The sequence below is a fragment of the Priestia sp. USM5 genome, from assembly GCF_058323215.1.
This window is the reverse complement of the sequence record NZ_JBSGKN010000001.1, coordinates 2,706,468-2,730,900: the sequence shown is the minus strand read 5'-3', so window position 1 is coordinate 2,730,900 and position 24,433 is coordinate 2,706,468. Positions and strand designations below refer to the sequence as shown.

30 protein-coding genes are annotated in these 24,433 nt (G+C 37.7%); 22 read left to right on the top strand and 8 right to left on the bottom strand.

The window, feature by feature from the left end; translation table 11 throughout:
* The first annotated feature begins 218 nt into the window (after nt 1-218).
* The 4 genes from ACWATA_RS14745 (at nt 219) to ACWATA_RS14730 (ending at nt 5,445) form a co-directional block, all read left to right on the top strand.
* Nucleotides 219-1,130: an AEC family transporter gene (locus ACWATA_RS14745; RefSeq protein ID WP_028413669.1), complete on the top strand. Its 912-nt coding sequence runs from the start codon at nt 219-221 to the stop codon at nt 1,128-1,130.
* Between the two features lie 125 nt (nt 1,131-1,255).
* Complete coding sequence (zwf, locus tag ACWATA_RS14740) at nt 1,256-2,755, top strand: glucose-6-phosphate dehydrogenase (protein WP_047751128.1); 1,500 nt, start codon at nt 1,256-1,258, stop codon at nt 2,753-2,755.
* 149 nt (nt 2,756-2,904) lie between these two features.
* Nucleotides 2,905-3,960 (top strand): tartrate dehydrogenase, encoded by a 1,056-nt coding sequence (locus ACWATA_RS14735; RefSeq protein ID WP_154991433.1) that lies wholly within the window; start codon nt 2,905-2,907, stop codon nt 3,958-3,960.
* Nucleotides 3,961-4,233: 273 nt separating this feature from the next.
* Nucleotides 4,234-5,445 (top strand): MFS transporter, encoded by a 1,212-nt coding sequence (locus tag ACWATA_RS14730; protein WP_154991432.1) that lies wholly within the window; start codon nt 4,234-4,236, stop codon nt 5,443-5,445.
* A gap of 118 nt (nt 5,446-5,563) precedes the next feature.
* On the opposite strand, the gene ACWATA_RS14725 is transcribed toward ACWATA_RS14730, so the two are convergent.
* Nucleotides 5,564-5,887, bottom strand: a complete 324-nt coding sequence (locus ACWATA_RS14725) for a winged helix-turn-helix transcriptional regulator (RefSeq protein WP_154991431.1) — start codon at nt 5,885-5,887, stop codon at nt 5,564-5,566.
* A 362-nt stretch (nt 5,888-6,249) separates the two neighbouring features.
* Here ACWATA_RS14725 and ACWATA_RS14720 point away from each other — a divergent pair, with 362 nt between their 5' ends.
* From ACWATA_RS14720 to ACWATA_RS14710, 3 genes are all read left to right on the top strand, one after another.
* Nucleotides 6,250-6,993: a GTP cyclohydrolase II gene (locus ACWATA_RS14720; RefSeq protein ID WP_033578753.1), complete on the top strand. Its 744-nt coding sequence runs from the start codon at nt 6,250-6,252 to the stop codon at nt 6,991-6,993.
* Nucleotides 6,990-8,081 carry a bifunctional diaminohydroxyphosphoribosylaminopyrimidine deaminase/5-amino-6-(5-phosphoribosylamino)uracil reductase RibD gene (ribD, locus tag ACWATA_RS14715; protein ID WP_033578754.1) on the top strand — a complete coding sequence of 364 codons (1,092 nt, stop codon included), beginning with the start codon at nt 6,990-6,992 and terminating at the stop codon, nt 8,079-8,081. Before ACWATA_RS14720 ends, ribD begins: the two co-directional genes overlap by 4 nt.
* A gap of 248 nt (nt 8,082-8,329) precedes the next feature.
* On the top strand, nt 8,330-9,205 hold the full coding sequence (locus tag ACWATA_RS14710) for a helix-turn-helix domain-containing protein (RefSeq protein ID WP_014460489.1): 876 nt from the start codon (nt 8,330-8,332) through the stop codon (nt 9,203-9,205).
* Between the two features lie 303 nt (nt 9,206-9,508).
* Here the strand turns inward: ACWATA_RS14710 and ACWATA_RS14705 are convergent, their stop codons facing one another.
* Nucleotides 9,509-9,655, bottom strand: a complete 147-nt coding sequence (locus tag ACWATA_RS14705) for a hypothetical protein (protein ID WP_013056671.1) — start codon at nt 9,653-9,655, stop codon at nt 9,509-9,511.
* Between the two features lie 12 nt (nt 9,656-9,667).
* Entirely contained in the window at nt 9,668-9,892 is a 225-nt protein-coding gene (locus tag ACWATA_RS14700; protein ID WP_013056672.1) for a DUF3892 domain-containing protein, read from the bottom strand.
* 104 nt (nt 9,893-9,996) lie between these two features.
* On the opposite strand from ACWATA_RS14700, the gene ACWATA_RS14695 reads away from it, so the two are divergent.
* From ACWATA_RS14695 to ACWATA_RS14680, 4 genes are all read left to right on the top strand, one after another.
* Nucleotides 9,997-10,677 (top strand): class I SAM-dependent methyltransferase, encoded by a 681-nt coding sequence (locus tag ACWATA_RS14695; RefSeq protein WP_028413664.1) that lies wholly within the window; start codon nt 9,997-9,999, stop codon nt 10,675-10,677.
* A 65-nt stretch (nt 10,678-10,742) separates the two neighbouring features.
* Entirely contained in the window at nt 10,743-10,871 is a 129-nt protein-coding gene (locus tag ACWATA_RS14690) for a YuzL family protein (RefSeq protein ID WP_013056674.1), read from the top strand.
* 366 nt (nt 10,872-11,237) lie between these two features.
* Nucleotides 11,238-11,516, top strand: a complete 279-nt coding sequence (locus tag ACWATA_RS14685) for a CD3324 family protein (protein ID WP_285852074.1) — start codon at nt 11,238-11,240, stop codon at nt 11,514-11,516.
* 135 nt (nt 11,517-11,651) lie between these two features.
* Nucleotides 11,652-12,296 carry a FusB/FusC family EF-G-binding protein gene (locus ACWATA_RS14680; RefSeq protein WP_473049928.1) on the top strand — a complete coding sequence of 215 codons (645 nt, stop codon included), beginning with the start codon at nt 11,652-11,654 and terminating at the stop codon, nt 12,294-12,296.
* 75 nt (nt 12,297-12,371) lie between these two features.
* Here the strand turns inward: ACWATA_RS14680 and ACWATA_RS14675 are convergent, their stop codons facing one another.
* Nucleotides 12,372-13,214: a sulfurtransferase gene (locus ACWATA_RS14675; RefSeq protein ID WP_063247259.1), complete on the bottom strand. Its 843-nt coding sequence runs from the start codon at nt 13,212-13,214 to the stop codon at nt 12,372-12,374.
* Between the two features lie 245 nt (nt 13,215-13,459).
* On the opposite strand from ACWATA_RS14675, the gene ACWATA_RS14670 reads away from it, so the two are divergent.
* Nucleotides 13,460-14,209, top strand: coding sequence for a Cof-type HAD-IIB family hydrolase (locus ACWATA_RS14670; protein ID WP_028413660.1), 750 nt, complete (start codon nt 13,460-13,462; stop codon nt 14,207-14,209).
* 135 nt (nt 14,210-14,344) lie between these two features.
* Complete coding sequence (locus ACWATA_RS14665; RefSeq protein ID WP_154991428.1) at nt 14,345-15,040, top strand: peptidoglycan-binding protein; 696 nt, start codon at nt 14,345-14,347, stop codon at nt 15,038-15,040.
* Between the two features lie 123 nt (nt 15,041-15,163).
* On the opposite strand, the gene ACWATA_RS14660 is transcribed toward ACWATA_RS14665, so the two are convergent.
* Together ACWATA_RS14660 and ACWATA_RS14655 are read right to left on the bottom strand one after the other, a co-directional pair.
* Nucleotides 15,164-15,328, bottom strand: coding sequence for a hypothetical protein (locus ACWATA_RS14660; protein WP_013056680.1), 165 nt, complete (start codon nt 15,326-15,328; stop codon nt 15,164-15,166).
* 465 nt (nt 15,329-15,793) lie between these two features.
* Nucleotides 15,794-16,525 (bottom strand): polysaccharide deacetylase family protein, encoded by a 732-nt coding sequence (locus ACWATA_RS14655; RefSeq protein WP_049164204.1) that lies wholly within the window; start codon nt 16,523-16,525, stop codon nt 15,794-15,796.
* 160 nt (nt 16,526-16,685) lie between these two features.
* On the opposite strand from ACWATA_RS14655, the gene ACWATA_RS14650 reads away from it, so the two are divergent.
* The 5 genes from ACWATA_RS14650 to ACWATA_RS14630 all read left to right on the top strand — a co-directional run bounded on the left by ACWATA_RS14650 (nt 16,686) and on the right by ACWATA_RS14630 (nt 18,978).
* On the top strand, nt 16,686-17,096 hold the full coding sequence (locus ACWATA_RS14650) for a hypothetical protein (RefSeq protein WP_029321326.1): 411 nt from the start codon (nt 16,686-16,688) through the stop codon (nt 17,094-17,096).
* Between the two features lie 84 nt (nt 17,097-17,180).
* Nucleotides 17,181-17,369 carry a hypothetical protein gene (locus ACWATA_RS14645; RefSeq protein ID WP_014460480.1) on the top strand — a complete coding sequence of 63 codons (189 nt, stop codon included), beginning with the start codon at nt 17,181-17,183 and terminating at the stop codon, nt 17,367-17,369.
* 593 nt (nt 17,370-17,962) lie between these two features.
* Complete coding sequence (locus ACWATA_RS14640) at nt 17,963-18,205, top strand: hypothetical protein (RefSeq protein WP_014460479.1); 243 nt, start codon at nt 17,963-17,965, stop codon at nt 18,203-18,205.
* A 30-nt stretch (nt 18,206-18,235) separates the two neighbouring features.
* Nucleotides 18,236-18,478, top strand: coding sequence for a hypothetical protein (locus ACWATA_RS14635; protein ID WP_154991427.1), 243 nt, complete (start codon nt 18,236-18,238; stop codon nt 18,476-18,478).
* A gap of 302 nt (nt 18,479-18,780) precedes the next feature.
* Nucleotides 18,781-18,978 carry a hypothetical protein gene (locus ACWATA_RS14630; protein ID WP_034268305.1) on the top strand — a complete coding sequence of 66 codons (198 nt, stop codon included), beginning with the start codon at nt 18,781-18,783 and terminating at the stop codon, nt 18,976-18,978.
* A gap of 10 nt (nt 18,979-18,988) precedes the next feature.
* On the opposite strand, the gene ACWATA_RS14625 is transcribed toward ACWATA_RS14630, so the two are convergent.
* Nucleotides 18,989-19,234, bottom strand: coding sequence for a hypothetical protein (locus ACWATA_RS14625; protein WP_033578760.1), 246 nt, complete (start codon nt 19,232-19,234; stop codon nt 18,989-18,991).
* Between the two features lie 103 nt (nt 19,235-19,337).
* On the opposite strand from ACWATA_RS14625, the gene ACWATA_RS14620 reads away from it, so the two are divergent.
* Nucleotides 19,338-20,063 carry a hypothetical protein gene (locus tag ACWATA_RS14620; RefSeq protein WP_154991426.1) on the top strand — a complete coding sequence of 242 codons (726 nt, stop codon included), beginning with the start codon at nt 19,338-19,340 and terminating at the stop codon, nt 20,061-20,063.
* Nucleotides 20,064-20,265: 202 nt separating this feature from the next.
* Here the strand turns inward: ACWATA_RS14620 and metA are convergent, their stop codons facing one another.
* Nucleotides 20,266-21,177 (bottom strand): homoserine O-acetyltransferase MetA, encoded by a 912-nt coding sequence (metA, locus tag ACWATA_RS14615; RefSeq protein WP_013056685.1) that lies wholly within the window; start codon nt 21,175-21,177, stop codon nt 20,266-20,268.
* 351 nt (nt 21,178-21,528) lie between these two features.
* Between metA and ACWATA_RS14610 the strand changes: the two genes are divergently transcribed.
* The 3 genes from ACWATA_RS14610 to ACWATA_RS14600 all read left to right on the top strand — a co-directional run bounded on the left by ACWATA_RS14610 (nt 21,529) and on the right by ACWATA_RS14600 (nt 24,403).
* Nucleotides 21,529-23,217 (top strand): formate--tetrahydrofolate ligase, encoded by a 1,689-nt coding sequence (locus ACWATA_RS14610; RefSeq protein WP_014460474.1) that lies wholly within the window; start codon nt 21,529-21,531, stop codon nt 23,215-23,217.
* A gap of 129 nt (nt 23,218-23,346) precedes the next feature.
* Nucleotides 23,347-23,865 carry a hypothetical protein gene (locus tag ACWATA_RS14605; protein ID WP_033578762.1) on the top strand — a complete coding sequence of 173 codons (519 nt, stop codon included), beginning with the start codon at nt 23,347-23,349 and terminating at the stop codon, nt 23,863-23,865.
* Nucleotides 23,866-23,926: 61 nt separating this feature from the next.
* Nucleotides 23,927-24,403 (top strand): glutathione peroxidase, encoded by a 477-nt coding sequence (locus ACWATA_RS14600; RefSeq protein ID WP_028413651.1) that lies wholly within the window; start codon nt 23,927-23,929, stop codon nt 24,401-24,403.
* Nucleotides 24,404-24,433: the final 30 nt, after the last annotated feature.

Sequence of the window (24,433 nt, the reverse complement as noted above, 5' to 3'; positions counted from 1 at the left end):
TAAATTCCATAAAAAAGAAAAATGTCCTGTTTTAAAATTAATTTAGAAGAAAGTTTTTGCGTTTGTTTCTAAGTTGTTTTTGTCTGACAAATAGGTAAACTGCATCCAATTCTCTAGTTTCTTTTTAGGCTGCTTATATTATAATGAAACAAGGATTAAAAAAGACAGGGTAAAACAATCGATTAAATAAGTATAAAAGAAGGTAAGGGAGTAGGTCTATGAGTAGCTTTAACAGTCAGTTTTTGTATTCCATTACAATTATTCTATTAGGATACATACTAAAACGAACAAACCTCCTTCAGCAAAAAGACGGGGAAGCTTTAGCAAGAATTATTTTTAATATTACAATGCCTTGCTTGATTATTGTTACATTCAGCAGTATTAAAATTGATGGATCGCTTATTTTACTATTAGTTATTGGGATTGTCTATGGCTTGCTGTTAGCTGCAGTCGGAATTTTTGTTTTTCGAAAAGATGAGCGAAAGGTGAAAGGCATGCTGACGATGATGATTCCAGGGTTTAATATTGGAATGTTTGCCTATCCGTTAGTAGAAGGCATTTGGGGAAAAGAAGGGCTTAAATACTTTGGTATGTTTGATGTCGGAAATGCTTTTGTTATTTTTGTTTTATGCTACGTAATTGGCAGCTACTACTCAGGGGATGATATTGACATTGAATTTAAAAAGATTTTATACAAAGTATTAAAATCGATGCCGCTTCTGACCTATGTAATCATTTGTCTTCTTGCGATTATAGGCCTTCATTTACCAGCATATGTATTAGACGTCTCAGGTATTATCTCTAAAGCGAATATGCCGCTTTCTCTTTTGCTTTTAGGCGTATATTTAAATTTTTCGTTCCAAAAAAGCTACTTAAAAAAAATTATCATGTTTTTAAGCATTCGCTACGTGATCGGACTTGGCGTAGGAATTGCGCTGTTTTTCTTGCTTCCATTTGAAGATATGTTCCGGTATACAATTTTAGTTTGTTTCATTCTACCCGTAGCGGGATCCGTTTTACCTTACGCAGTAGAATTCAAATACGATCAGAAATTTGTCGGGACCGTTTCAAATATGACCATTTTGCTTAGCTTTTTGCTGCTGTGGGGAATGACAAATATTTTAATGTGAATAACAAAGGACGCTCGCACTTGTGAGCGTCCTTTTTGATGAAAAAAGGATATTCCCAAATAAACAGAGGTAAGCTAGGAGAAGAGAAAATCCATCATACATACAACCTGACGGGAGGAAAAAAAGTGGAGTCCTTAACTTTTGTTTTATTTGGCGCAACGGGTGATTTAGCAAAAAGAAAAATCTTTCCTGCTCTTTATAATTTATTTACAGACAAAAAGCTCCCTGATGCTATTTCTATTATTGGATCAGGGTACGAGCAGCTATCTCATGAGGATTTTAAAGAGCGTGTAAAGCAATCTATAAACGATTTTTCGAGACGGAAAATGGAAAGTAACGAGGAAGATTTTTTGTCGCTGTTTCATTACCAAGCAGTAGACGCAAGCAAAACAGAAGATTACAAACAGCTGCTAAATCTTGTGAATGAGCAAGAAACAACTCATAGAAGTAAAGGAAATCGTTTGTTTTATTTGTCCGTAGCACCAGAATACTTCGATGTAATTGCGCTGCATATAAAAAAAAGCGGCTTAGACCAAACGAGCGGCTGGAAGCGTCTTATGATTGAAAAGCCATTTGGACATGATCTTGCTTCAGCAAGAAAGCTTAATGAAAAGCTAAGCAGTACGTTTAAAGAAGAAGAAATTTATCGAATTGATCATTATTTAGGTAAACCGATGGTACAAAATTTAGAAGCGCTTGAATTTACGAACCCTGTACTGCAATCATTGTGGAATAACAAACACATTGCGAATGTCCAAATTACAGCAAGTGAAACAGTCGGTGTTGAAAATCGTGCAGGGTATTATGATCATACGGGAGCCATACGCGACATGATTCAAAATCATATGCTGCAGGTTCTCATGATGACAGCCATGCATCTTCCAAAACGAATTTGCTCAGAAAACATTTTAGAAGAAAAGCAAAAAGTAATGGAGTCACTGAGGAAAATTCCAGCACAAGAAGTAGCTCGCGATGTTGTACGAGGACAATACGGAAGCGGAGAAATTGATCACAAATCTGTTAAAGGATACAAAGAAGAGCCCGGCGTAGAAGCAAACTCTAAAAATGACACGTTTGTAGCCGCTCGCTTATGGATTGATAATCCATTTTGGAAAGGTGTTCCTTTTTATATTCGAACGGGTAAACGAATGAAAGAAAAATCAACTCGTATCGTCATTGAATTTAAAGATTCGTTAAAAGGTCTGTATGAAACTCCTTATGATAAAGTAGCGCCAAACTTATTTATTATTGAAATTAGCCCAAGCGAAAACGTCGCTTTGCAGCTTAATAGCAAAAATCCATTAAAAAATGGCGTTATTGAGCCGGTTCGTATTACGTTTTCAAGAGAAGAAGAAAGTGTGCCGGAGGCATATGAACGAATTATTTACGACGCATTAATCGGCGACTCCACATTTTTTGCCCATTGGAAAGAAGTAGAGCTATCTTGGCAGTGGGTACAGCCAGTATTAGATGCATTTGAAGCTGATATGCTGCCGCTTTATGAATATCCATCTGGTTCACAAGGCCCTGAAGAAGCACAAAAATTAGTTGCACAGGAAGGCTTTAAATGGTGGCTCGATGACGATGAACATGGGGAAGCACCTGGAGTGTTTTTGCCGATTTGAAAAAGACATCTCTTTGAGGGATGTCTTTTTCACGGTTTGTATATTCTGAATTTTCTTGAGATGATTATTTTCCCTGCGTATAATCAAAAGAGTATAATGCATGAAGTATTGTGTATAGATCTATATAAAAAGACGCAGGGGGACTTTTGATGAAAACGTTAAAAATAGCGAATATACCAGGAGATGGAGTAGGGAAAGAAGTTGTTCCAGAGGCAGTTAGAGTTCTTCATACGATTGCAGAGCTTCACGGGGGATTAAAATTTGAATTTACAGAATTTCCTTGGAGCTGTGATTATTATTTGAAGTACGGACAAATGATGCCGGAAGATGGGCTACAGCAGCTTCAAGACTTTGACGGAATTTTTTTAGGAGCCGTAGGAAATTTAAATCTTGTGCCAGACCACGTGTCGTTATGGGGTCTGCTTATTAAGATTCGTCGAGAATTTCAGCAGGTAATTAATATTCGTCCGGCCAAGAGGCTAAAAGGCATCGCATCTCCACTAACGAACCCAAAAGACTTTGATTTAATTGTTGTTCGTGAAAATAGTGAAGGGGAATACAGTGAAGTAGGAGGCCGGATATATCAAGGAGAAGATCAAATTTCGATTCAAAATGCGGTTTTTTCTCGAAAAGGAACAGAACGAGCGATGCGCTATGCTTTTGAATTAGCTTCTAAAAGAAAAGGCAAAGTTACAAGCGCCACGAAGTCAAACGGAATTGTTCATTCCATGCCGTTTTGGGACGAAGTGTTTCAAGATGTTGCAAAGAGTTATCCTCATATTGAAACAGATTCCCAGCACATCGATGCGCTGGCGGCTTTCTTCGTAACAAATCCAAGTCGTTTTGATGTCATTGTGGCAAGCAATTTATTTGGAGATATTTTAACAGATATTGGAGCTGCTATTATGGGGAGTATTGGCGTTGCTCCTGCTGCAAATATTAATGTGAACGGAAAATATCCTTCGATGTTTGAACCGGTGCACGGGTCTGCTCCTGATATTGTCGGAAAAGGAATTGCAAATCCAATCGGACAGATTTGGACGGCTAAAATGATGTTGGATCATTTCGGTGAACAAGAATTAGGCAGTCATTTGTTAGAGGTTATTGAGCAAGTGACGGAATCGGGTATCATTACACCAGATGTTGGAGGCAGCGCAACTACTGGTGAAGTAACGGATCAAATTATTTCTCATTTAAAAAAGTGACGCTTCTAAAAGAGGCTGGGATAAAAGTAATGTAGTTGAAGGGAAATCCGAACGATTAATCGTTCGGATTTTTTCATTGTGATGGTGAATGTAGGTTTCATTTATCGATTTGTTTCTATAGAAAAATGAAATCGATAAATACATGTTGACACTTACATATATGAACCCTATAATAGTTTGAGTTGAGATAATTCGTATACATATTATTTATGGACTATGCTTTAGTTTGTTTTAATAAATAGGTACGAATGAAAAGATAAAAGGAGGAAAATCATGCAGAAATCGAAATTATGGACAAAAGATTTTTTAGCGGTCTCACTGACTAGCTTTTTTGTTTTTGTCATTTTTTATATGTTAACTGTCACATTGCCGCTGTTTGCAACGGATGAACTTCATGCAAGTAAGCAAAGCTTAGGGTTAATTGTGACAATTTTTTTAGTCTCCGGCATTGTGTTCAGACCGCTAGCCGGTAAGTGGATGACAACATTAGGACAAAAGAAAGTCCTATTAATAGGTGTCTTCATCTTTTTAATTGGTTCTATTTTATATATGAATATCCACTCATTATCAGCGCTGCTGCTGCTGCGTGTGCTTCATGGTATTGGTTTTGGAATGAGCACAACTGCTACAGGAGCAATTGTTGCAAATGTGATCCCAGAGCGTAGAAAAGGAGAAGGGATGGGATACTATGCGACGTTCATGAATTTAGCGATGGTAGTGGGTCCGTTTGTAGGCTTAACGTTAACAAATACTTTGGGTCATACAGCGGTCTTTACCGTTGCGATTGTATCTTCTGTTTTAGCAGCATTATGCAGTTTAGTACTTCGTGTACCTGAGGTGGAGCCAGCTTCTTCTGCAACAAATAAAATACAGCCAGCTAAAGGTCTTGCGGCGTTTTTTGAATACCGTTCGCTGCCTATTTCTGTTGCTGGCCTTGTGGTAGCTTTTTCATATGCAAGTGTTATTTCGTTTGTGTCTATGTATGCAAAAGAAATGGGCTTTACGCAAGCTTCAAGCTTTTTCTTTGTTGTATACGCGGTGTGCTTATTAGCTTCTAGACCTTTTACTGGAAAATGGTTTGATCAATACGGAGAAAACAGCGTGGTATATCCGTCCATTTTATCTCTAGCTATCGGTATCTTTTTGCTTAGCCAAGCGACAACAAGCTGGGTGTTTTTATTAGCTGGAGCATTGATTGGATTAGGATTTGGAACGATTACATCAAGTTTTCAATCCATTGCTGTAAAAAAAGCTTCTCCTCATCGCCGAGGTGTCGCCACGGCTACGTTTTTTGTGTTTTTTGACTCTGGAATGGGGTTAGGGTCCTTTTTATTAGGTATTTTATCTACAGCAGCCGGATATAAAGGCATGTATGTATTCTGTTCCATTGTTGCTCTTTTAGCTATAGCAGTATACCTTGTATTGCACGGCCGAAAAAGCCAGAAACAGCGTATTATTTCTCAAAATGAATCATTAGGAAAATAACATAAATAAAAAAAGGCGTGCTCAAGGGGAGCATGCCTTTTTTATTTATGGAGCTCTAAAGAAAACGGCTGTGAGCACATCGATATTGAAGCCTTCCTGATTTCTTTAGAGATTTCTTTTATTCCACTTCTTCTTTTGTAATCCACTCACTGGACCATGTCTGAATTTCCTGAATTACCGGCGCCAGTGCTAATCCTTTGTCGGATAGCGAATACTCGATTCGAACAGGAGTTTCCGGAATAACCGTACGAATGACGATTCCTTCATACTCTAATTCTTTTAAGCGCTCGGATAAGAGCCTTCCGCTTACTGGAAGTGCTTCTTGCATTTGAGAAAACCGCTGTGAGCCGGAAAGTAGCTGAAAAATGATCAAACTCGTCCAACGTTTCGTTAGAATAGTAACAGCCTTTTCAAAACGCGGGCAGAGTGCTAAACCGTCCATGTTATTACCTCCATTCTCTTCCTATATTATAAAACAAAGTCAGCATTTTATCTAGTGTTGTGTAATTTAATTACTTAAAGAACATAAATTACTTTACGTTTTTATGTTTTAATTATATAATTTATATAATTAAAGAAGTTAATTACTAAAAGTAACAAAGAGAACATAAAAGCTTTACAAGATAAATGTATCGTCATATAATACTTTAAGCAAGTAAAGTTACTTACTTTTAGTAAGCTAATACATCAATTAAAAAAGATAAATGTAGTGAAGTGCTAGAAAAAATATTTGTTCATGTGAGAGATTGAGCACAATGTGAAAAGAGTAGATAAGTGAAAGACACATAAGAGGAGGAAATGACTGTGATTAACGAAAAAGTTGTTTCAATTTTAAAAGATAAGATTAATGTAGTAAAAAATGATGATCATTTTATTTATATAGTAGGACCTATCACGCTTCCGGTGAATCTAGATGGAGAGACACAAGTATTTAGTTGGTATTCATGGTTGCGTTCTGATAATGTAAAAGAAGGATCTTTAAGTACGGAAGAGCTTATTGAAAAAATGCAAGGAGCTAATTTAGCTGACATGCAGCAATCGAGTGTTCTTGTGTACGGAGATTTTCAAGAATCGCATGAGGCACTCATTCGTATGCACAGTATCTGCCATACGGGAGACATATTCGGAAGCAAACGCTGCGACTGTGGTTTTCAATTAAAACAATCGATGAAAATGATTGTCGAAAATGGAAGCGGAGCGCTATTTTATTTAGCAAATCATGAAGGACGCGGCATTGGCCTATTCAGCAAAGCAATGGCATACGTTCTTCAAGAAAACGGATTTGATACGGTAGAGGCGAATGAAGGGTTAGGATTTGAAGATGATACTCGCAGCTATAGCGAGGCCATCAGTGTGTTAAAAGTGCTGCGTCAAAAACCTGTTACGCTGATTACGAATAATCCGAAAAAGCTAATCGCACTTGAGAAAAACGGTGCACTTTTATCAGGGCGCGTTCCACTTTGGGGAGATGTATCTCAGTTTAATGAAAAGTATCTAGACACCAAAGTTAAACGTTCAGGACACTTAAAAGAGGAGGTTCTTCTTTGATCAATCACGAATTTTATATGAATATAGCTTTACAAAACGCAAAAGCAACAAAAGGACAAACAGATCCAAATCCGCTTGTAGGATCTGTCATTGTAAACGATAATCGAATCGTTGGAATCGGTACGCATTTAAAAGCGGGAGAGCCTCACGCTGAAATTCATGCGCTGCGAATGGCTGGCGAACAAGCACAAGGAGCGACTGCTTATGTAACGCTAGAGCCTTGTTCACACCACGGACGTACAGGTCCTTGTGCTGAAGCGCTGGTTGAAGCCGGTGTAAAAAAAGTGGTCATAGCAACTTTAGACCCCAACCCTTTAGTAGCAGGTAATGGAGTTGAAATTTTAGAAAAAGCAGGCATTGAGGTCATAACAGGTGTATGTGAAGAAGAGTCACGTCAAATGAACGAAGTCTTCAATAAGTATATTGTAACGAAGAAGCCGTTTGTTTCGTTAAAGTCAGCGATTACGTTAGACGGTAAAATAGCTACTGCTTTTTCTCACAGCAAGTGGATTACGTCTGAGGCAGCTCGTTTGGATGTACATCAGCTTCGTCATGAAACGGCGGGTATCTTAGTAGGGGTGAACACGGTCATTAAGGACAACCCCGAGCTGACAACTCGCATCGAAGGCGGCCGAAGCCCGATTCGTATTGTGATGGATTCGAAGTTGCGTATGCCCCTTGATTCCAAGCTAGCAACGGATTCTTTAGCCCCAACATGGGTATTTACAAGTCAGGGCTATTCAAAAGAAAAAAAAGAACAGCTTGAGAAACAAGGCGTCGAAGTATTTGTCACAAGCGGTGAGGACAAAGTAAATCTTGAAGATATGCTTTCTATACTAGGTGAGAAATTTGTGTCGTCTCTTTTAATTGAAGGAGGCGGCGAAGTGAATGCCGCATTTCTAGAAAATCGTTTAATTGATAAATTGGTGCTGTATATGGCTCCAAAGCTTTCAGGAGGAAAAGAAGCTCCTACTTTTCTAGAAGGAAAAGGCGTAGAAAAGATGTGGGATGCAGTGGACGTGGAGCGTCTTTCTGTTACTTCAATTGGTAAAGACTTTAAATTTGTTGGATATCCTGTTTATAAATGAAAATGTAAATGAGGCTGGAACAAAAATATGTTAGTTGAAGGAAAATCCGAACGATTTATCGTTCGGATTTTTTAGAGAAGAAAAATAATACACTATTTTACTCTTATAGATTAATTTGCTATTATAGGGAATGGTCAATTTCGAAACAGTGTATAAATTTTTAACGTGTTTACAGTTGACTATCTAAATAAAAGCACTATATGTTTATAGAGAGAATATATTATGTGAAAGTAAGGGTGAGAAAAGAGATGAGAGAGTATAGAATTGGGAGTGTTATGAGAGACCTTCGCAAAATGGCAGGGTTGACACAACAAGAATTATCAAGAGACATTTGTACACAAGCGCAAATCAGCAAAATTGAAAATGGTGAAGAATATCCATCAAGCATTACCCTCTATAAAATTTCTAAGCGCCTTGGCGTAGATGTTAACTACTTTTTTGATAGTGTAGAATCACCTCGACTTGATTACGTAGATGCGGTTCAATCGTTAATTCGTCAATATATTCGTCAGAGAGATTATGATGCTATTCATAATATCATTGTAAAAGAAAAAGAAAGTCCCCTGTTTCAAAATCCGCTGAACAAGCAGTTTTTAATGTGGCACGAAGGTATTTGCGTGTATTACATTCATCACAACAAAGAAGATGCGCTGTCTAAAATGTACCAAGCGATCGAGCTTACTAAGCAATCAGCAACGTTTTATAAAGAAAGAGAAATTGAAATTTTAAATAGCATTGGGATTATTCTTTATGAAGAGAAAGAGTATGAACAGGCTCTAGATACATATCAAACAGCACTCAAAAGCTTAAATGAGCTGCCCCAAACAAAAGACGAAAATATAAAAATTAGAATTTTAAATGCACTTGCCAAAACGCTTGGAGATATGAGTAACTATGATGAATCATTGATATATAGCAACCGAGGAATCGATTTGTGCATTAGTAATGAATCAATGTATTTATTTGGAGAACTTCATTACCAAGCAGGAGAGAGCTTAATCAAATTAGGTAAAATTGAACAAGGTAAAGAATATATGGAAAAGTCTATGACCATTTTCACCTTGCAGCGAAACGAGCGATTCGTCAAGCTAGTAGAAAAAGAACTTGAAGCTCTATTTGTTTAAAATATTCCTATCATTATAATTTTTGAGAAATTTCTATCAAAATGGAGGAAATCCATGGTTTTAAGGTGATAAATGCTGATAGAAAGGAATTCATCTACTTTTATCCTGTGATACACTAGAGTCAAATCAAAGAAAGAGGAGGAAATAATTATGAAAAAAGTATTAGTCGGTATGGCATTAGCGTTTACATTAGTAGCAGGTGTTGCTTCAGTTGGAACAAGCGTAGCAACAGGAGATTTTTCAACATTAGGTCTTCCAAGCCAACATTAATAAAAAAAGCCGTGCTAAAAAGCACGGCTTTTTTTATTGTGTTTTACTAGACTGATCTTTGTTGCGTTTGTTTCCCTTTGAATTATCCCCGCTTGAAATTTCTTCACCCATTTCAACAAGGTGGTGCTGCGTTTTTGGATTACTTTGATTAGCGCTTCCTTTGTTATTCTTTTTTGTCATATCCATTCTCCTTTAAAACGATGGCAATGCATCGAGATTATTTGTTTTGTCATGGTCAGGAATGCTGCGAATATACGTACCGCCGTCTTTCCCTACAAAGGTACTCACATGCTCAACGTCCCCAGCTTCTACTTTCTTTAACGCTTCTTCATAGGTTAAAACGTCTCCTGAAGCCGTTTGGAATTCTAAGAGGTCACCGTCTGCATTTTTACGTACTGCAACGAAACGTTCTTTCATACAAATAAACACCTTCCTTTACATCTATATGGTTGCTGAAATAGTCGTTTTTATTCATTATAAAAAGTGATAAGGTAAAGAAAAGAGTGCAAAGGGGATAAAAAATGACAACATTTAATTGGCATGATCAAGCTCAAGACGAGTGGAACCAAAAAGTATCATTTTGGAATAGCCGAAGTGAAGAAATGTGGAAAAACGGAAGTCGGAAAACAGTGATTCCATTTGTTCAAAAACATCTTAAATCAGGGGGTATAGTGGCAGACGTGGGCTGCGGTGATGGGTTTGGGACATCTCTTCTAGCTGCTTCTGGATACAAAACAATCGGTCTTGATTTATCGGAAGAAATGATTCAAAAAGCATCGCAGCTGCATAAAAGTGAAAATTTGTCGTTCGCTCAAGCTGATATTATGAAGCTCCCGCTGTCTTCTGAATCAGTAGAAGGGGTTATGGTAATCAATGCGTTAGAATGGACTGAGCATCCTCGATTAGCTTTGAAGGAATTGTACCGAGTTGTAAAACCAGGAGGATATGCATGCGTAGGTATTCTTGGGCCAACTGCTCAGCCTCGTACCAACAGTTATCAAAGGCTATATGGGGAAGACGTTATTTGCAATACGATGATGCCGTGGGAGTTTGAACAGCTTGCAAAAGAAAATGGTTGGGAAGTAATCGATGGCGAAGGTGTATATAAGCGAAATGTTACTGATAAGCTGATTGGACAGCTCCCAAATGAATTAAAGCAAGCCTTAACGTTTCTATGGCTATTTATGCTCAAGAAACAATAAAAACAGCACGCGTCTCCTTATATGTAGCTGTACAAAGGGTACACTACAAACTGGAGGTGAGTGACATGAGTAAAATTAAAAAAGACCGCTCAAAATCAGAGCTAGGTTCACCAAATGTAGAAGGACAAGGGACGACCACTTCTGAACAAGGTGTTCAAAGCAGTTCAGCTAACAAAAAGCAGAAGCGTTCATAACAAAAATAAAACGAACTTGCAGGGAGAACAACGAGCTCACTGCAAGTTCGTTTTATTTACGGTGTCATCTTTATAAGTAAGAAGGTATTGTCTGCAAGATTGCAGATAGCTTATAATAAAATCTGAGCCAATAATTGTAATTTTCTACAAGCTTGGTTTCCATTCGATGTAAAGCGGAGGTGTAATAAATGGTGAATAAAAGATATTTACCGGATACTGCAGCGTCTCATGCAAAGCCTGATATTAGAGAGGCGATACTTTGCATGGGGTGGACGGTTTAGTAATAGACATCGCCTAACCGAGCATATCTCATTTCTAATATATACGGCTTTGCCCCTTATTGTATAAGCAAAATCACATAAGGAGCTGGCAGAAATGACGTATGTAAAAGCAACAAATATTTTACCTGAAGAGCTGATTAGTGAAATTCAAAAATATATTCAAGGAGAAACCATTTATATTCCAAAGCCGCAGAAGGCAAGGAAGAAATGGGGCACTTGCTCTGGTGGAAGAAAGTTGATTGACGAGCGAAACGAACAGATTAAGACGTTGTTCAAAAAAGGAGCTTCAATCGAGGAGCTAGCCCGTGAATATTTCTTATCAACCGAAACCATCAAAAAAATTGTATATAAAAAGCAACGGTAAAAATCAAGCGCGGGCGACTGAATGCCCGCGCTTTTTTAGGTATAGTTTATTTCTGATTTATTTTTTACATTTCGTAAAAGGAATCCATACGGTAAAGTAAAAAGTAGCTGATTACCTGAAGAAGGAGTGAAGATCGTGGAAGCGTTTATAAGAAATGATCAATATAACTTTATCAAAAGCCAAACGCAAATTCTTATCAATGGATATGGAACAGTGAACAATTCCGATGTGCTGCAGGCTTTAAAAGCTCTTGCAAAAGAAAAAGTATTAAACGCGTTTGAAGTTCTTACTGAGGAACAGGAAGAGTTATTGCTACCGGTTGCTGAAGTTAAAAATAAAGAACAAGCAGAGGTGTTTTTAGAAACGATAAAGCCTTACGTGATTCCATTTAAATCGTTTACAGAAGCTGGCGTGAAAAAATTGTTTCCGAAAGTGAAAAAGTTAAAGATTCCTTCAGTTGATACCATTGATCTAGGGAGCATTTCATATGTTAGCTGGGTCGATAAAGGCTCAAACAAAAAGTTTATCGTAGCGCAGGATCCGTATACCGAGAAGCTAAAAGGTATTCAAGGAACATTTAAGCCTATCAACCAGAAGGGAATATGCACACTTTGCCACAGCTACGAGGAAGTCGGTATGTTCACTGCTGAAATCAAAGGAACTGTTCAAGGAACATTTACCCAACGAGGAAATTATATTTGTCAAGATAGCCAAGCGTGTAATCAAAACTTGCTTACCTTAGATCGGCTTCATGATTTTATGTTGAGGCTCAGTAAATAGCATGCGGCTAATAAGAAAAATACAAAAAAAGAAGGTTCAGTCTCTATACTTTTGGTGAGACTGAGCCTTCTTTGTCTATCTGTTTTTCTCGATTGGATTGTCACGATAGCTAATCCAATCGCTCCAGCTGCCGGCATATAATTTTACATTTGGAAAACCGGCTGATTTTAAAGCCAAAACGTTAGGGCAAGCAGATACACCCGATCCGCAGTATACAATGATTTCAGCGTGAGAATCAATAGCTGAAAACATCTCCTTCCACTCTTTATCTGTTTTCCATAAACCTTCTGAAGTTAACACATCTTGCCAAAAAGAATGAATGGCGCCTGGAATATGTCCTGCTACAAAATCAATGGGTTCTTCTAAGCCGAGATATCTCTTTTTTTCACGAGAGTCGACAAGAACAACATTAGGATTATGAAGATTCTCTTTTACGTATTCAACTCCTGCAACTCCCCAATCTTGTTGAACGAAAGGTACAAAAGTTTGAGGAGAAGATGCTGGAACGCTCTTAGTTGTTTCATATCCCGATTGTTTCCAGTTATTAAAACCTCCATTTAAAATTTGTACGTATTCAATTCCTATATATCGCAGTAGCCACCATGCTCTTGAAGCCATCATTCCGTTTTGTTCATCATAAACGACGACTCTGGAATCAGCATTAATTCCTAAGTTGCCGAGCTTCTGAGCGAGCTTTTGAACATCGGGCAGCGGGTGTCTGCCTCCGTGAGAAGTAGCCACAGAGGACAAATCTTTTTCTAAATCCAAATAATGAGCATCCGGGAGGTGCTCATTTTGATAAGCATCTGCTCCTGCCTCAGGCTTTCCAAGGGTAAATCGGCAGTCAAGCAACACAATGGAGTGTTGGGGTTGCTGTAATGCAGTATGTAAGTCAGCCGGTGAAATAATAGTGTTCATAACATTCACATCCTTTTACCAAAATTCTAGTTGAAATAAATAAAAATGAAAAGCTTTAAATATAAATTACGGCAAAGGTATGCTGCTTTCCTTCAATTATTCCCCATAGAATAATTGACCATTTTAGCGCTTATCTGATGCAGAGTGAAATGTTCCTGTGCTACAGTTATAGTAAGAGTTACATAGTATAAGTTAAATACTCAGCGCAATGTCATACTTACTATTGATGAGAAGGAGAGAGAAAGATGCAAACAAATGAAAAGAAAGAATTTAAACTGATTGCACTAGATATGGATGGAACCCTGCTGAACGATCAGCAAGAAATTTCTGAAGAAAATCGTGCGGCCATTGCTAAAGCTCAAGAACAAGGTGTTCATGTGGTATTAAGCACGGGGCGATCTCTTTTAACATGCCGTGAATACGCGCAGTCTCTTCAGCTGTCTTCTTACCTTATTACAGTAAACGGAAGTGAAATTTGGGATGAATCTGGACAGCTTGTAGAACGAAAGTTAATTGATGCTTCACACATTGAGAAAATGTGGAATCTAACGCAAGAGCATAAGCTTAACTTCTGGGCTGTGACGACGGATAAAGTATGGAGAGATGAATTTCCAGAAGATATTGCTTCACAGGAATGGCTGAAGTTTGGCTACGATATTCCAGATGATGCTTTACGAGAAGAAGTGCTGAAACAAATAGCAGGCATTTCAGATTTTGAAATCAGCAATTCTAGTTTAACGAATCTAGAAATTAATGCACTTGGTATTAACAAAGCAAAAGGGATCATGACTGTATGTGAACGTTTGGGCATTTCAATGGATGAAGTCATTGCAATGGGAGACAGCTTAAATGATATGGCTATGATTGAAGCGGCAGGTTGTGGAATCGCCATGGGAAATGCTCAGGAAGCTGTAAAAGAAGCAGCGGACTGGGTGACAGATACAAATGTCAATAACGGAGTAGCGAAGGCTATCAGCCACTGGGTACTGAAATAACAGCAGCTCTACACAGCAGGCGTCACTGTTGCACCACTTAACTACTTTCCGCATAAACTGATACTGGATGCCTCCCTTAGAGTTCGTCTTATACGTATATATAAGGAGAAGCCATCTAGTTAAGGAGTGGGGAGTATGAGCGATTTATCATTAGACAAGCTGTTAAAAAAAGCAGAAAATAAGCTGCAGAATGTACATGAAATAGTGCAAGAAAAAGCGTACGAACTCATTAGGCAAGCATATAAAGAAAGTATATTTATTGTGATCACTGAAGGATTTAGATCGATAGAGCAGCAGCGCAAACTATATTCACAAGGCCGAACAACACCAGGAAGTATCGTGACTAATGCCAAAGGCGGCTATTCTTATCATAATTATGGACTAGCTATTGATATTGCGCTGCTTGATAACAACGGAGAAGTTGACTGGACCATTGATCGAAGATGGAACAAAGCGGGAGAGGTAGGAAAAAGGATCGGGTTGGAATGGGGAGGAGATTGGAAAAGCTTAAAAGATTATCCTCATTTTCAATATACATTCGGTTTATCTTTGTCGGAGCTTCGAAGTGGAAAAAAACCTGAGAAACAGACGGAAAAGGTTTCAAGAGTGCTAATTGAATACGGAGATCGAGGAAATCAAGTACAGTTAATTCAACGTATGCTTATTCACTTAGGCTATTCTCTTTTTGGAGGAGCAGACGGTATATTCGGGTCTTCCACTCTCAAAGCGGTAAAAGCTTTTCAACAAGCACTTTATTTGCAGGTAGATGGAATAGTTGGACCGAAGACACTCGAAAAACTCTATGGAAATTTTAATAAAACTATGTTCTAAATAACCATAAAAATATGAGAACGAGAAAAGGAAGAAAAGAGATGGATGGAAATCGTCTCCTTTCTTCCTTTTCTGTAGTTATGGTAGAAAAACTGAAATTTATAAAGAAATAAAAAGGATTTTCTAAGCGTAAGAAACGTTCACGTGATCTAACTGGATAACATTGCTCAACAACACGATATCTTTATATATTTCACTTTTTACAGAGGCGTTTGAACAGTTTTGATAGTCTTTCAACAAGCGGCCAAGTTCTTTAATAAATAACAACGTCTCTTGTTCATTAATCATAGTCAAAACTCCTTGTTTAGAAATGAATCCAGGTCATTATATAGGAATTCTATCATATCTATACGCACCTGTTGACAAAAAAAGTTCGTCAATTTTTTTGTGAGAAGAAGAAATTTAGGGATATGTGGAATGCGTTCGACTCTCTCATTTTATACATATGCAGCTTGTCTAAAAATATGAGAGTAGTTATAGTAATATTTACTCCTAATTATGCAACTTAAAACCTATTTTAGAGGTTATCCGTATATTCCCTCTATTGTAGAGTGATGGAACAAAAAAAGAATGCCTCCTTTTGTATCTTTAGTATGATAACGTTTTGAAGGAATAAGGCATATTTTTGAGTTTTAAGATGGATTTGTATTAGATCTTTTGACACGCTCTTTTTGTAGGGGGAGGCATATTTACTTTCTATTAAAGAAAATTGTAAAGCTCCAACGAGTTTCTAAATCAGAAACTCGTTGGAGCTTAATTTTTTGGATAAGGGATGTGCAAAAGTTCTGGGACGGTCACAAAATGATATCCTTCTTGTTTAAGTCTAGGAATGATGGTGTCCAGCGACTTTGGGGTGTTGGAAAGATCCATGGTCCAATGGCCGCCGTCGTGCATCAAAACAATTGTTCCAGCGTGCATGTTCTTAAATACATTCTTGGTGATTTCCGCTTCTGGGATTTGCTTCCAGTCTAATGAATCAGAAGACCAGTTAATCGCATAGACATTTTCATTTGGCAGCTCGCTGATCATTTCTTGCGTTAAATTTCCATAGGGAGGACGAAACAGCTGTGTTTCAAACCCGGTAATGTTTTTAATAATAGCCTGAGTTTTGGCAATTTCCCAGTGAAACTTTTCAGTCGATTCTTTTAGTAAGTTGGGGTGCCAATAGGTATGAATCCCAACAGCATGACCTTCAGCTACCATTCTCTTCACCAGCTCAGGATGTTCGTGAGCTTTTGCCCCAATAAGAAAAAAGGTTGCTTTAATACCATGCTTTTTCAATTGATCCAATACATGTGGAGTAAAGCGCGGATCCGGTCCATCATCAAATGTTAGGGCGGTTTGCTTTAGGTGGTTATTACCTTGATAAAGCAAACGGTCACGCACAGCTATATTTTTTACTTGTTCCGCTTTACATAGTGCAGGAAGGGCTCCATTAAATAAGAAGCACAGTGTGAGAAGCAGTATACTAATTCTTCGTATCATGTACATGCACGCTCCTTTCTAGGACAAAGTATAACGTTATGATACCCGATTAAAAAATTTGTATGAAGCTGAATTGCCCTTTTGTTCCAAAACGTATGATATGCATGAAACAGCGCACTATAATAAACAGTTACTATTAGGTCAAGAAAGGAAAAAACAGATGAAAAAAATACTGATCGCTGTAGCATTAATCTTTTCGCTAAGTTTATCTCCTTTAGCTGAATATATTTCCTATCACGATGACTATAACGCAAGTGCAAGGTCGTATCGTTCGGGAAAGCGTTCGTTTAATAGACAGCCAAGCGTTAGACAAAATGAGCCGAGATCTAATTTTTCAAACCGCAGAAATGGAACGGTAAATCGAGGTGTTACTCGTTCAAACCGGGGGGGATTCGCCCGTGGACTTCTGTATGGAGGGCTAGCAGGACTTTTATTTGGAGGTTTGCTTGGTCATATGGGGGCACTGGGCGGGATTTTTGGGTTATTAATTAACATTTTGGCTATTGTGCTTGTCATTAATTTAATTCTGCGCTTTTTTCGCTCTTCTCGCCGCGACAACAATTGGAGATAGGCGGTAATTGCTGTCATAAACTGATAAGAAAGCTCCATATAAATAAGAAAACGCTTTCTATAGTTAATCGAAAGGATGAAACGTATGTCAGCAAACAGACAGCGCAGCAAGTACTTGGCGTTTTGCACAGAATGCGGTCTCCCAAACAGGTTAACATTGTTTCTTTTAAGACAGTACGTTGCGACAGACGAATATAGCGGATTTTATTGTGGGAATTGCGGAATTCGAAACGAATTTCCAGATTCGGTCATTGAATATATTAAAGAACTTTAAAGAGGCTGAGACAAACGTATATTAGTTGAAGAATCCGAGCGGTGAATCGTTCGGATTTTTTCATGGATAGGCTGAACGTAGACCTTATGTATGTAGCTGATTCTAGCGGTTGGTTGAAGGACAAGGTGTAGAAAAGCTAAATAGATAAGAACTCGCCGAAGGAGCGCAAACGGCGAGGAAGCTCATCATCATCCCATAAAAAGTGAGGTATTACACGGAAATCAACAGCTGTATCATAGGCGATTCATACTCAATTATTTATCCCATTCGTTCTGGGATTGGATTGATTTCGTTATGTCTCAATCTCTTTGTTTATTTGATAAAACTATGTTCTAAATGCGAATTAAAAAGAAAACATGGCTGCTTACAAAAAAGAAGCAAGGCCTAAATACTTTTCTTTATCAAAGATAATCGAGAAATGTCCCATTTTAAGCTTGGTGATTAAAGGTAATGCAAAGAGTTTATGAGAAGAATATATAAAGTTAGTGACGGTAGACTTAACTAACATTTTTAATTGCAGAAAATCAATTGAACCATACTTTAAACGGACGCATATACTACATTAAAATTTTAGAAAGCGGAGGAATGGACTAATGCCTGTTTCCGTCATTTTCAACCAAATAAACGTGGTAAGTATGGTGTCCAATTCAGTAATTGCTTCAGGTCAAAATAGCCAGCCAGATTGGAATTCCCAAGGTAAATTTAACTTAGGAAACGGTTTTGCTATAAATTCAGCTATATTGGGCAGCACGAATATCATTAATGATCAGGATGTTTGTGATACGCCAATTACTCAGCCTGAAAATATTAATCCTCAGCCAGTTTCTCAGTTCTAGGAAAAAGAAGATGAAAGAAGTTGAGAAAAGTTGATTATAAAATTTACTAATCTTAATGTTACGTATATTTCTAATAACTCTGGTATTTTCACAGGAGAAAATACTCAATCAGATTGGGAAGTGAATTGGAAAAGTAATACGGGGTTTGGTGAAATAGTTGGCTATAATAACTTTGCCTCTCAAATGGTAAATGTTATTAACGATAATGACGTCGTTGATTCCAATTTTTCTGAACACATAGATTTCAACAATGCTCCTGTTACACAAAGTTAAAGAAGTAAAAGTAATTAGGCATTCTATCAATCGGTTATTTTGGCAGAGTGGGGAGGATATATGAGTAACAGGCTTAAACCATCTTTTATACAGATGGTTTTTTTGCTAGCTTATTTTAGAGGAATAACACTCAAGAGTAATGAGAGGAATACTTTTATAGTAAATGGAGTAAATATCATAGAAAAGGCGTAAAAGCTTAAATGATTAAAGAGACGAAGCAGATAAGAATTTAAACATAAGATCATGTATTTGAGTTTTATATGGTATTAACTGAAATAAATTGCTGTCTGTGAGGTGTTTTTATGGCCAATATTCATTATCATTCCATCAAAGTAAATAAAATTCAAAACAGTTCAGGCCTATTTTATGGCGTTAATATTCAATATAAATGGAGTCATAAAAGTCAAATTTCTGACGGTTTTGGAAAAATAGTTGGTCATTCTAATAAAATTTTAAATAATACCACCGTGGCGAAAACCCCTAAAAAAAATGATGAGTAAAATCGTAGAGTTAAGCTTCTTTTGCGGCCTGCTTAAAAGAGTCATTTACATCATCTTCACCAAGAACAAGATGTGTATTGTAGGATAGTTGATTATCATCTCCCGAAATTGTGCCAAAACCTGAATTGCTGCTGCTGATTGTAGTTTCCCAATTTTTTTGCATATTTTTTCCTATAAATACTCCTGCGTTGTTTTTAACCGTATTTACGGTGAGGTCATCAAAAATGATTTGCGGAGAACGGAGATCTATTTTCATAATTCCTCCCGATACATATGAGACATTAATTAAAGTTATCTAATACACTACTATATGTTGTAAATGGGCTAAAAGTGTTAAAACAAATGAGGGGTCAAACTCTATGGATGAAAAGGTGTTGAATATACTCAAAAACATTGAAAAAAGGCTCGCAAGCTTAGAAAAACACGTAAATGAACTTTCAAAAGAAAAGGTCCAATCTTTTCATTTAGATATAAAGAACGTTGAAACACTGAACTTGGACGAACTGTCTTATTATTTAGAACATATTGATGTAAAGGAACTTAGTGGAACTTTGAATATTGGTAATACTTTTCCTGCGCAAACGAATCAATATCAAGCGCCGAGAAAGAAAGGTAAAAAAATAACAAATGACTCTGATGTTAATCGGAAATCGGGTAGTCAGAATAATAAAGCAAAAAATAAAGAAAAGGGTCCTTCTGAAATATCAGTTAAAATTAATGAAAGAAGTGTCCCTTACAAACTAATCCATACAGAAAAAATGAGGGAGTCTAATCAGGCTCTAGAATCAATCTTTAGCATAGGTGACATTCATATTGGTACAATCGAAGATGCTTCAGCTGTAAACTTTGGTAATAACTTTCCGACAAATTTTAGAAGTCATAAAAAAGTGAGTCAGGGATTTGGCAATATTTTGGGCAATCAAAATGATATACATGACATCTTATCCTCTTTAGAGGAAAAAGATGCTTCAGAAGTATACAATGAAAACCAAGGTGAAAAGCCGCCTGAATGGCTGGACACAATGATAGAAGAACAAAAGAAGGAAATGGATGAAACAAAGCTAGACGAGGATGAAGAAGGATGAGGAAGAGAGTAAAAACTTTGGATTCTCAAATCATTGTTGTCGAAGCTGGATTTCTGAAAAAAAAGCTTTAATTAGGAAATAAAATAGAAAACCTGCGCTCTAAACGAGCGGCAGGTTTTCTATTTTATTTCTAGGCCGCTGCAGTTTCAACATGAAAAAGAGCATGCGTAATTTAATTGAACACTGGGATAGATCGGTTCTTTCATTCCCATAGATATGGAGTCTCTTGGTAAACATAATAGTTTAACCAATTCATAAACAGCAGGTTGGCATGAGAACGCCATGTTTTTAAAGGGTTTTTGTCAGGATCATTGTTTGGGAAATAGTGCTCCGGAAGCTTTGGTTCTAGTCCTTTTTCTGTATCTCGAAGAAATTCTTCTTGCAGTGTTTGAACGTCGTACTCTGGGTGGCCTGTCACGAAAACAAACTTTTCGTCTTTAGACATCGCCATATAAACACCAGCTTCTTCAGAGTAGGAAAGAAGCTCAAGGTCAGGATGATTTTTCACTTCATTCATGTCTACATCAGTGTGACGGGAATGAGGAGAATAAAAGACATCATCAAATCCTCGCAGCAGCTTAATGGGCTCTTCACTCGATACAACATGTGTAAATACACCCGTGCATTTATCAGAAAGAGGTCGCTTGTCAATCCCAAAGTGATGATAAAGTCCGGCTTGAGCTCCCCAACAGATATGAAGGGTAGAAGTCACATTTGTTTTACACCAATCCATAATTTCTTGAAGTTCTTTCCAGTAGTTTACTTCTTCAAATGGTATATGTTCTACAGGTGCTCCTGTAATAATCATTCCGTCATATTTTCGTTCTTTAATTTGTTCAAACGTTTTATAAAACTGATCTAGGTGATTTTTACTCGTTGTTTTTGCTTTATGGCTTGCCGTGTAAAGAAGTGTAATATGCACTTGCAGCGGTGAATTCCCGAGTAAACGTAATAATTGCGTTTCAGCTTTTTCTTTTTCCGGCATTAAGTTTAGGATAACAATATTAAGCGGGCGAATTTCTTGGTTAACCGCGCGCACGTCGTCCATGATGAAAATTCTCTCTTTTTCTAAAATTTCTTTTGCCGGAAGATCACGTGGAATATTAATAGGCAATAAAATTCCTCCTATTCGATTTCGAAGTAATGACGCGTATAAATGTTCTTTCTCACGTGAAGATGAGGTTCAACATTTATGTACAATATACTATTATAGGAATATACAGAATATTAAGCAATTGAATTTTGAAAAAAAAGAGCATTAATATGCGTAATGGCTAAAATGAAATGGTACAATAAGGTTAAATTGGAGCATTGCTATGCTTTTTTAGCATGACTGAAACTCAGTAAAATTTATAGAGCAGTTGTTCCTGTATTTATTAAACTTCATATCTCCCCCAGAAAACGGATTTTATCCTTTTTTGATGAAGTGTTTAAAAAGAATTCTCAGCAGAAAAGGGGTTTTTATATGACAACTAAGAAGCAAATAAAAAGTGATTTGCAAATTGCACAAGAGGCAACGATTAAACCGATTAAAGAGATTGCCGAGCAGCTAGATATTTTAGAGGCCGAGTTAGAGCCGTATGGACATTATAAAGCCAAGCTTTCTTTATCCGTTATGGAACGTTTACACACAAAACAAGATGGAAAAGTGATTTTAGTTACAGCTATTAATCCAACTCCAGCAGGAGAAGGGAAGTCGACAGTGACGGTTGGCTTAGCTCAGGCATTACATAGATTAGGTAAAAAAGCGATTGTCGCCATGCGTGAACCATCTCTTGGTCCGGTAATGGGAATTAAAGGAGGTGCCGCTGGAGGCGGTTATGCTCAAGTGCTTCCAATGGAGGATATTAACTTGCACTTTACTGGAGACCTGCATGCCATCACAACAGCTAACAACGCGCTGGCCGCTATTTTGGATAACCATATACATCAAGGCAATGAACTGCGCATTGATACACGTAAAATTACGTGGAAACGAGTGGTTGATTTAAACGACCGCGCGCTGCGTCAGGTTGTCATTGGATTAGGTGGTCCGATGCAAGGTGTTCCTCGAGAAGATGGTTTTGATATTACGGTTGCGTCAGAAATTATGGCTATTTTCTGCTTAGCGTCAGATTTACAAGACTTAAAGCGTCGCTTAGCGTCCATTGTGGTAGCTTACAACATGGATAATGAGCCTGTAACGGTTGCGGACTTAGGTGCACAAGGAGCCCTTACTCTTCTTTTAAAAGACGCGATTAAGCCCAACCTTGTACAGACATTGGAACATACTCCAGCCCTCATTCACGGAGGTCCTTTTGCTAATATTGCCCACGGTTGCAATAGCGTCATTGCAACAAAAATGGCTGCAAAACTAGGCGACTACGTAGTAACAGAAGCGGGATTTGGAGCAGATTTAGGCGCAGAAAAATTCCTAAATATTAAAGCTCGTATGGCAGATATTAAACCAGAAACGGTAGTAATCGTTGCGACAATTCGCGCTCTGAAAATGCATGGAGGTGTTCCTAAAGAGCGTTTAAATGAAGAAAACATTGAGGCTTTAGAAGCAGGAATTGAAAATCTTGAAAAACATATTGAAACGATTCAGGCATTCGGTGTTCCTTATGTTGTAGCCGTGAACCGTTTTGTAACAGATTCAAAAGGTGAAGTAGAAGCGCTTATGAATTGGTGTGCTTCAAAGAATGTTCCAGTTGCTTTAACAGAAGTATGGGAAAAAGGTGGAGAAGGCGGCGTCATGCTTGCTGAAAAAATTCTTGAAGTCATGAACGAGACGGAAAGTCAGTTTTCTCCTCTTTACGATGTGTCAGCTTCGATTCCAGAAAAAGTAGAAGCTATTGCTAAAACCGTATACGGAGCACAAGGCGTAGATTTTGCTCCAAAAGCGTTAAAGCAAATACAGCAATTTGAAGCAAACGGATGGGATCACCTGCCGATCTGTATGGCCAAAACGCAGTATTCGTTAAGTGATGATCAGACGAAGCTGGGGCGACCAACTGATTTTAAGATTACAGTGAGGGAATTCCGTCCTTCGCTCGGCGCTGGTTTTCTCGTGGCGCTAACAGGTTCAATTATGACAATGCCTGGACTTCCAAAAAAACCTGCTGCGCTCAATATGGATATTGACGAGAATGGACATGCACTAGGTATTTTTTAAGAGAAAAGCGATGCCTTGGCATCGCTTTTCTTATGATACAAAACAAAATAACAGGTATGTTATGAATTAATTTGGCAAGAAAGAAGAAGAGTTGACTGTTCGTATTTTATAAAAAAGGAAGTAGTTGAAATGTTTGATCCAATTGTATTTGATAATTTAAAAGTGGTTGTAGAAGGAGAGATCTATGATCTTGACTTATCTGGGCAAGTATCTGTTACAAATCGCGAAGATTTTGTAGACTTAGCTCAGTTTACTCGAACGTACCGCATTTCTTTTCAACAGCATTTTTGCTGTACCGCGTCGCTAACTTTATCAACCGACTTAGATAATATTCATGCGGAATTAACGCCTTCCCGTGTAGAAAAACCAGGTTGTACAGTTTATATTCATTTTCAGCTGAAAAAACAAAAACCGTTTGAAGAAGCTGAGTTTAGAAACATACAGGAAATGTGTGAAAGGATCTGGGGAACAACAAGAGTGGTTAAGCAGCGTATTACTCATGAAGTTGGAGGAAACGAATATGAAAACAATATTGCGGTAACCTTTAACCGATTCATTTACGAAGATCAAGTAGGAGATTTAATCGAAATGATTGATTATATGCTGCAAACGACTGATCAGCTAAAGGTTCTTTACGACAAATCATAAGAGCGTTTCAGTTGTACTTCAGAAATAAAGTGAATTACAATAGGGAAAAGGAGGCGTTTTAATGAGCGTGTATGAATACTCTGCAAAAACAATTAAAGACGAAGACGTATCACTATCTAACTATCAAGGTGACGTACTGTTGATTGTGAATACAGCTAGCAAATGCGGCTTCACCCCTCAATATAAAGATTTACAGGCGCTGTATGAAGAAGAAAAAGAAAACGGTCTAACGGTTCTAGGTTTTCCTTGCAATCAATTTGGTGGTCAAGAGCCAGGAAGTTCAAATGATATTGAACAATTTTGCGAGTTAAACTACGGCGTTTCGTTTCCAATGTTTGCAAAAGTAGATGTAAAAGGTGAGCATGCACATCCGTTATTTGCATACTTAACGGAACAAGCACCTGGCCTGCTAGGTTCTAAAGCGATAAAGTGGAATTTCACAAAGTTTTTAGTGAATCGTCAAGGTGAAGTCGTGAAGCGATACGCACCTCAAACTGCACCAAAAGATATTCAAAAAGATATAAAAGAATTGCTGTAAAAGCAGGTGGATCTCCATCTGTTTTTTATT

Bases quoted from the DNA above. Each gene is read 5' to 3' on its own strand.
- ACWATA_RS14700 (WP_013056672.1), bottom strand. From the start codon at position 9,892: ATGAAAGAACGTTTCGTTGCAGTACGTAAAAATGCAGACGGTGACCTC.
- ACWATA_RS14650 (WP_029321326.1), top strand. From the start codon at position 16,686: ATGAAAAAAATACTGATCGCTGTAGCATTAATCTTTTCGCTAAGTTTA.
- ACWATA_RS14620 (WP_154991426.1), top strand. From the start codon at position 19,338: ATGGATGAAAAGGTGTTGAATATACTCAAAAACATTGAAAAAAGGCTC.
- ACWATA_RS14735 (WP_154991433.1), top strand. From the start codon at position 2,905: ATGAAAACGTTAAAAATAGCGAATATACCAGGAGATGGAGTAGGGAAA.
- ACWATA_RS14710 (WP_014460489.1), top strand. From the start codon at position 8,330: ATGAGAGAGTATAGAATTGGGAGTGTTATGAGAGACCTTCGCAAAATG.
- ACWATA_RS14730 (WP_154991432.1), top strand. From the start codon at position 4,234: ATGCAGAAATCGAAATTATGGACAAAAGATTTTTTAGCGGTCTCACTG.
- ACWATA_RS14660 (WP_013056680.1), bottom strand. From the start codon at position 15,328: ATGATTAATGAACAAGAGACGTTGTTATTTATTAAAGAACTTGGCCGC.
- ACWATA_RS14600 (WP_028413651.1), top strand. From the start codon at position 23,927: ATGAGCGTGTATGAATACTCTGCAAAAACAATTAAAGACGAAGACGTA.
- ACWATA_RS14695 (WP_028413664.1), top strand. From the start codon at position 9,997: ATGACAACATTTAATTGGCATGATCAAGCTCAAGACGAGTGGAACCAA.
- ACWATA_RS14630 (WP_034268305.1), top strand. From the start codon at position 18,781: ATGGCCAATATTCATTATCATTCCATCAAAGTAAATAAAATTCAAAAC.
- ACWATA_RS14665 (WP_154991428.1), top strand. From the start codon at position 14,345: ATGAGCGATTTATCATTAGACAAGCTGTTAAAAAAAGCAGAAAATAAG.
- ACWATA_RS14705 (WP_013056671.1), bottom strand. From the start codon at position 9,655: ATGACAAAAAAGAATAACAAAGGAAGCGCTAATCAAAGTAATCCAAAA.
- ACWATA_RS14645 (WP_014460480.1), top strand. From the start codon at position 17,181: ATGTCAGCAAACAGACAGCGCAGCAAGTACTTGGCGTTTTGCACAGAA.
- ACWATA_RS14745 (WP_028413669.1), top strand. From the start codon at position 219: ATGAGTAGCTTTAACAGTCAGTTTTTGTATTCCATTACAATTATTCTA.
- ACWATA_RS14675 (WP_063247259.1), bottom strand. From the start codon at position 13,214: ATGAACACTATTATTTCACCGGCTGACTTACATACTGCATTACAGCAA.
- ACWATA_RS14655 (WP_049164204.1), bottom strand. From the start codon at position 16,525: ATGATACGAAGAATTAGTATACTGCTTCTCACACTGTGCTTCTTATTT.
- ACWATA_RS14690 (WP_013056674.1), top strand. From the start codon at position 10,743: ATGAGTAAAATTAAAAAAGACCGCTCAAAATCAGAGCTAGGTTCACCA.
- ACWATA_RS14725 (WP_154991431.1), bottom strand. From the start codon at position 5,887: ATGGACGGTTTAGCACTCTGCCCGCGTTTTGAAAAGGCTGTTACTATT.
- ACWATA_RS14640 (WP_014460479.1), top strand. From the start codon at position 17,963: ATGCCTGTTTCCGTCATTTTCAACCAAATAAACGTGGTAAGTATGGTG.
- ACWATA_RS14610 (WP_014460474.1), top strand. From the start codon at position 21,529: ATGACAACTAAGAAGCAAATAAAAAGTGATTTGCAAATTGCACAAGAG.
- ACWATA_RS14625 (WP_033578760.1), bottom strand. From the start codon at position 19,234: ATGAAAATAGATCTCCGTTCTCCGCAAATCATTTTTGATGACCTCACC.
- ACWATA_RS14605 (WP_033578762.1), top strand. From the start codon at position 23,347: ATGTTTGATCCAATTGTATTTGATAATTTAAAAGTGGTTGTAGAAGGA.
- ACWATA_RS14670 (WP_028413660.1), top strand. From the start codon at position 13,460: ATGCAAACAAATGAAAAGAAAGAATTTAAACTGATTGCACTAGATATG.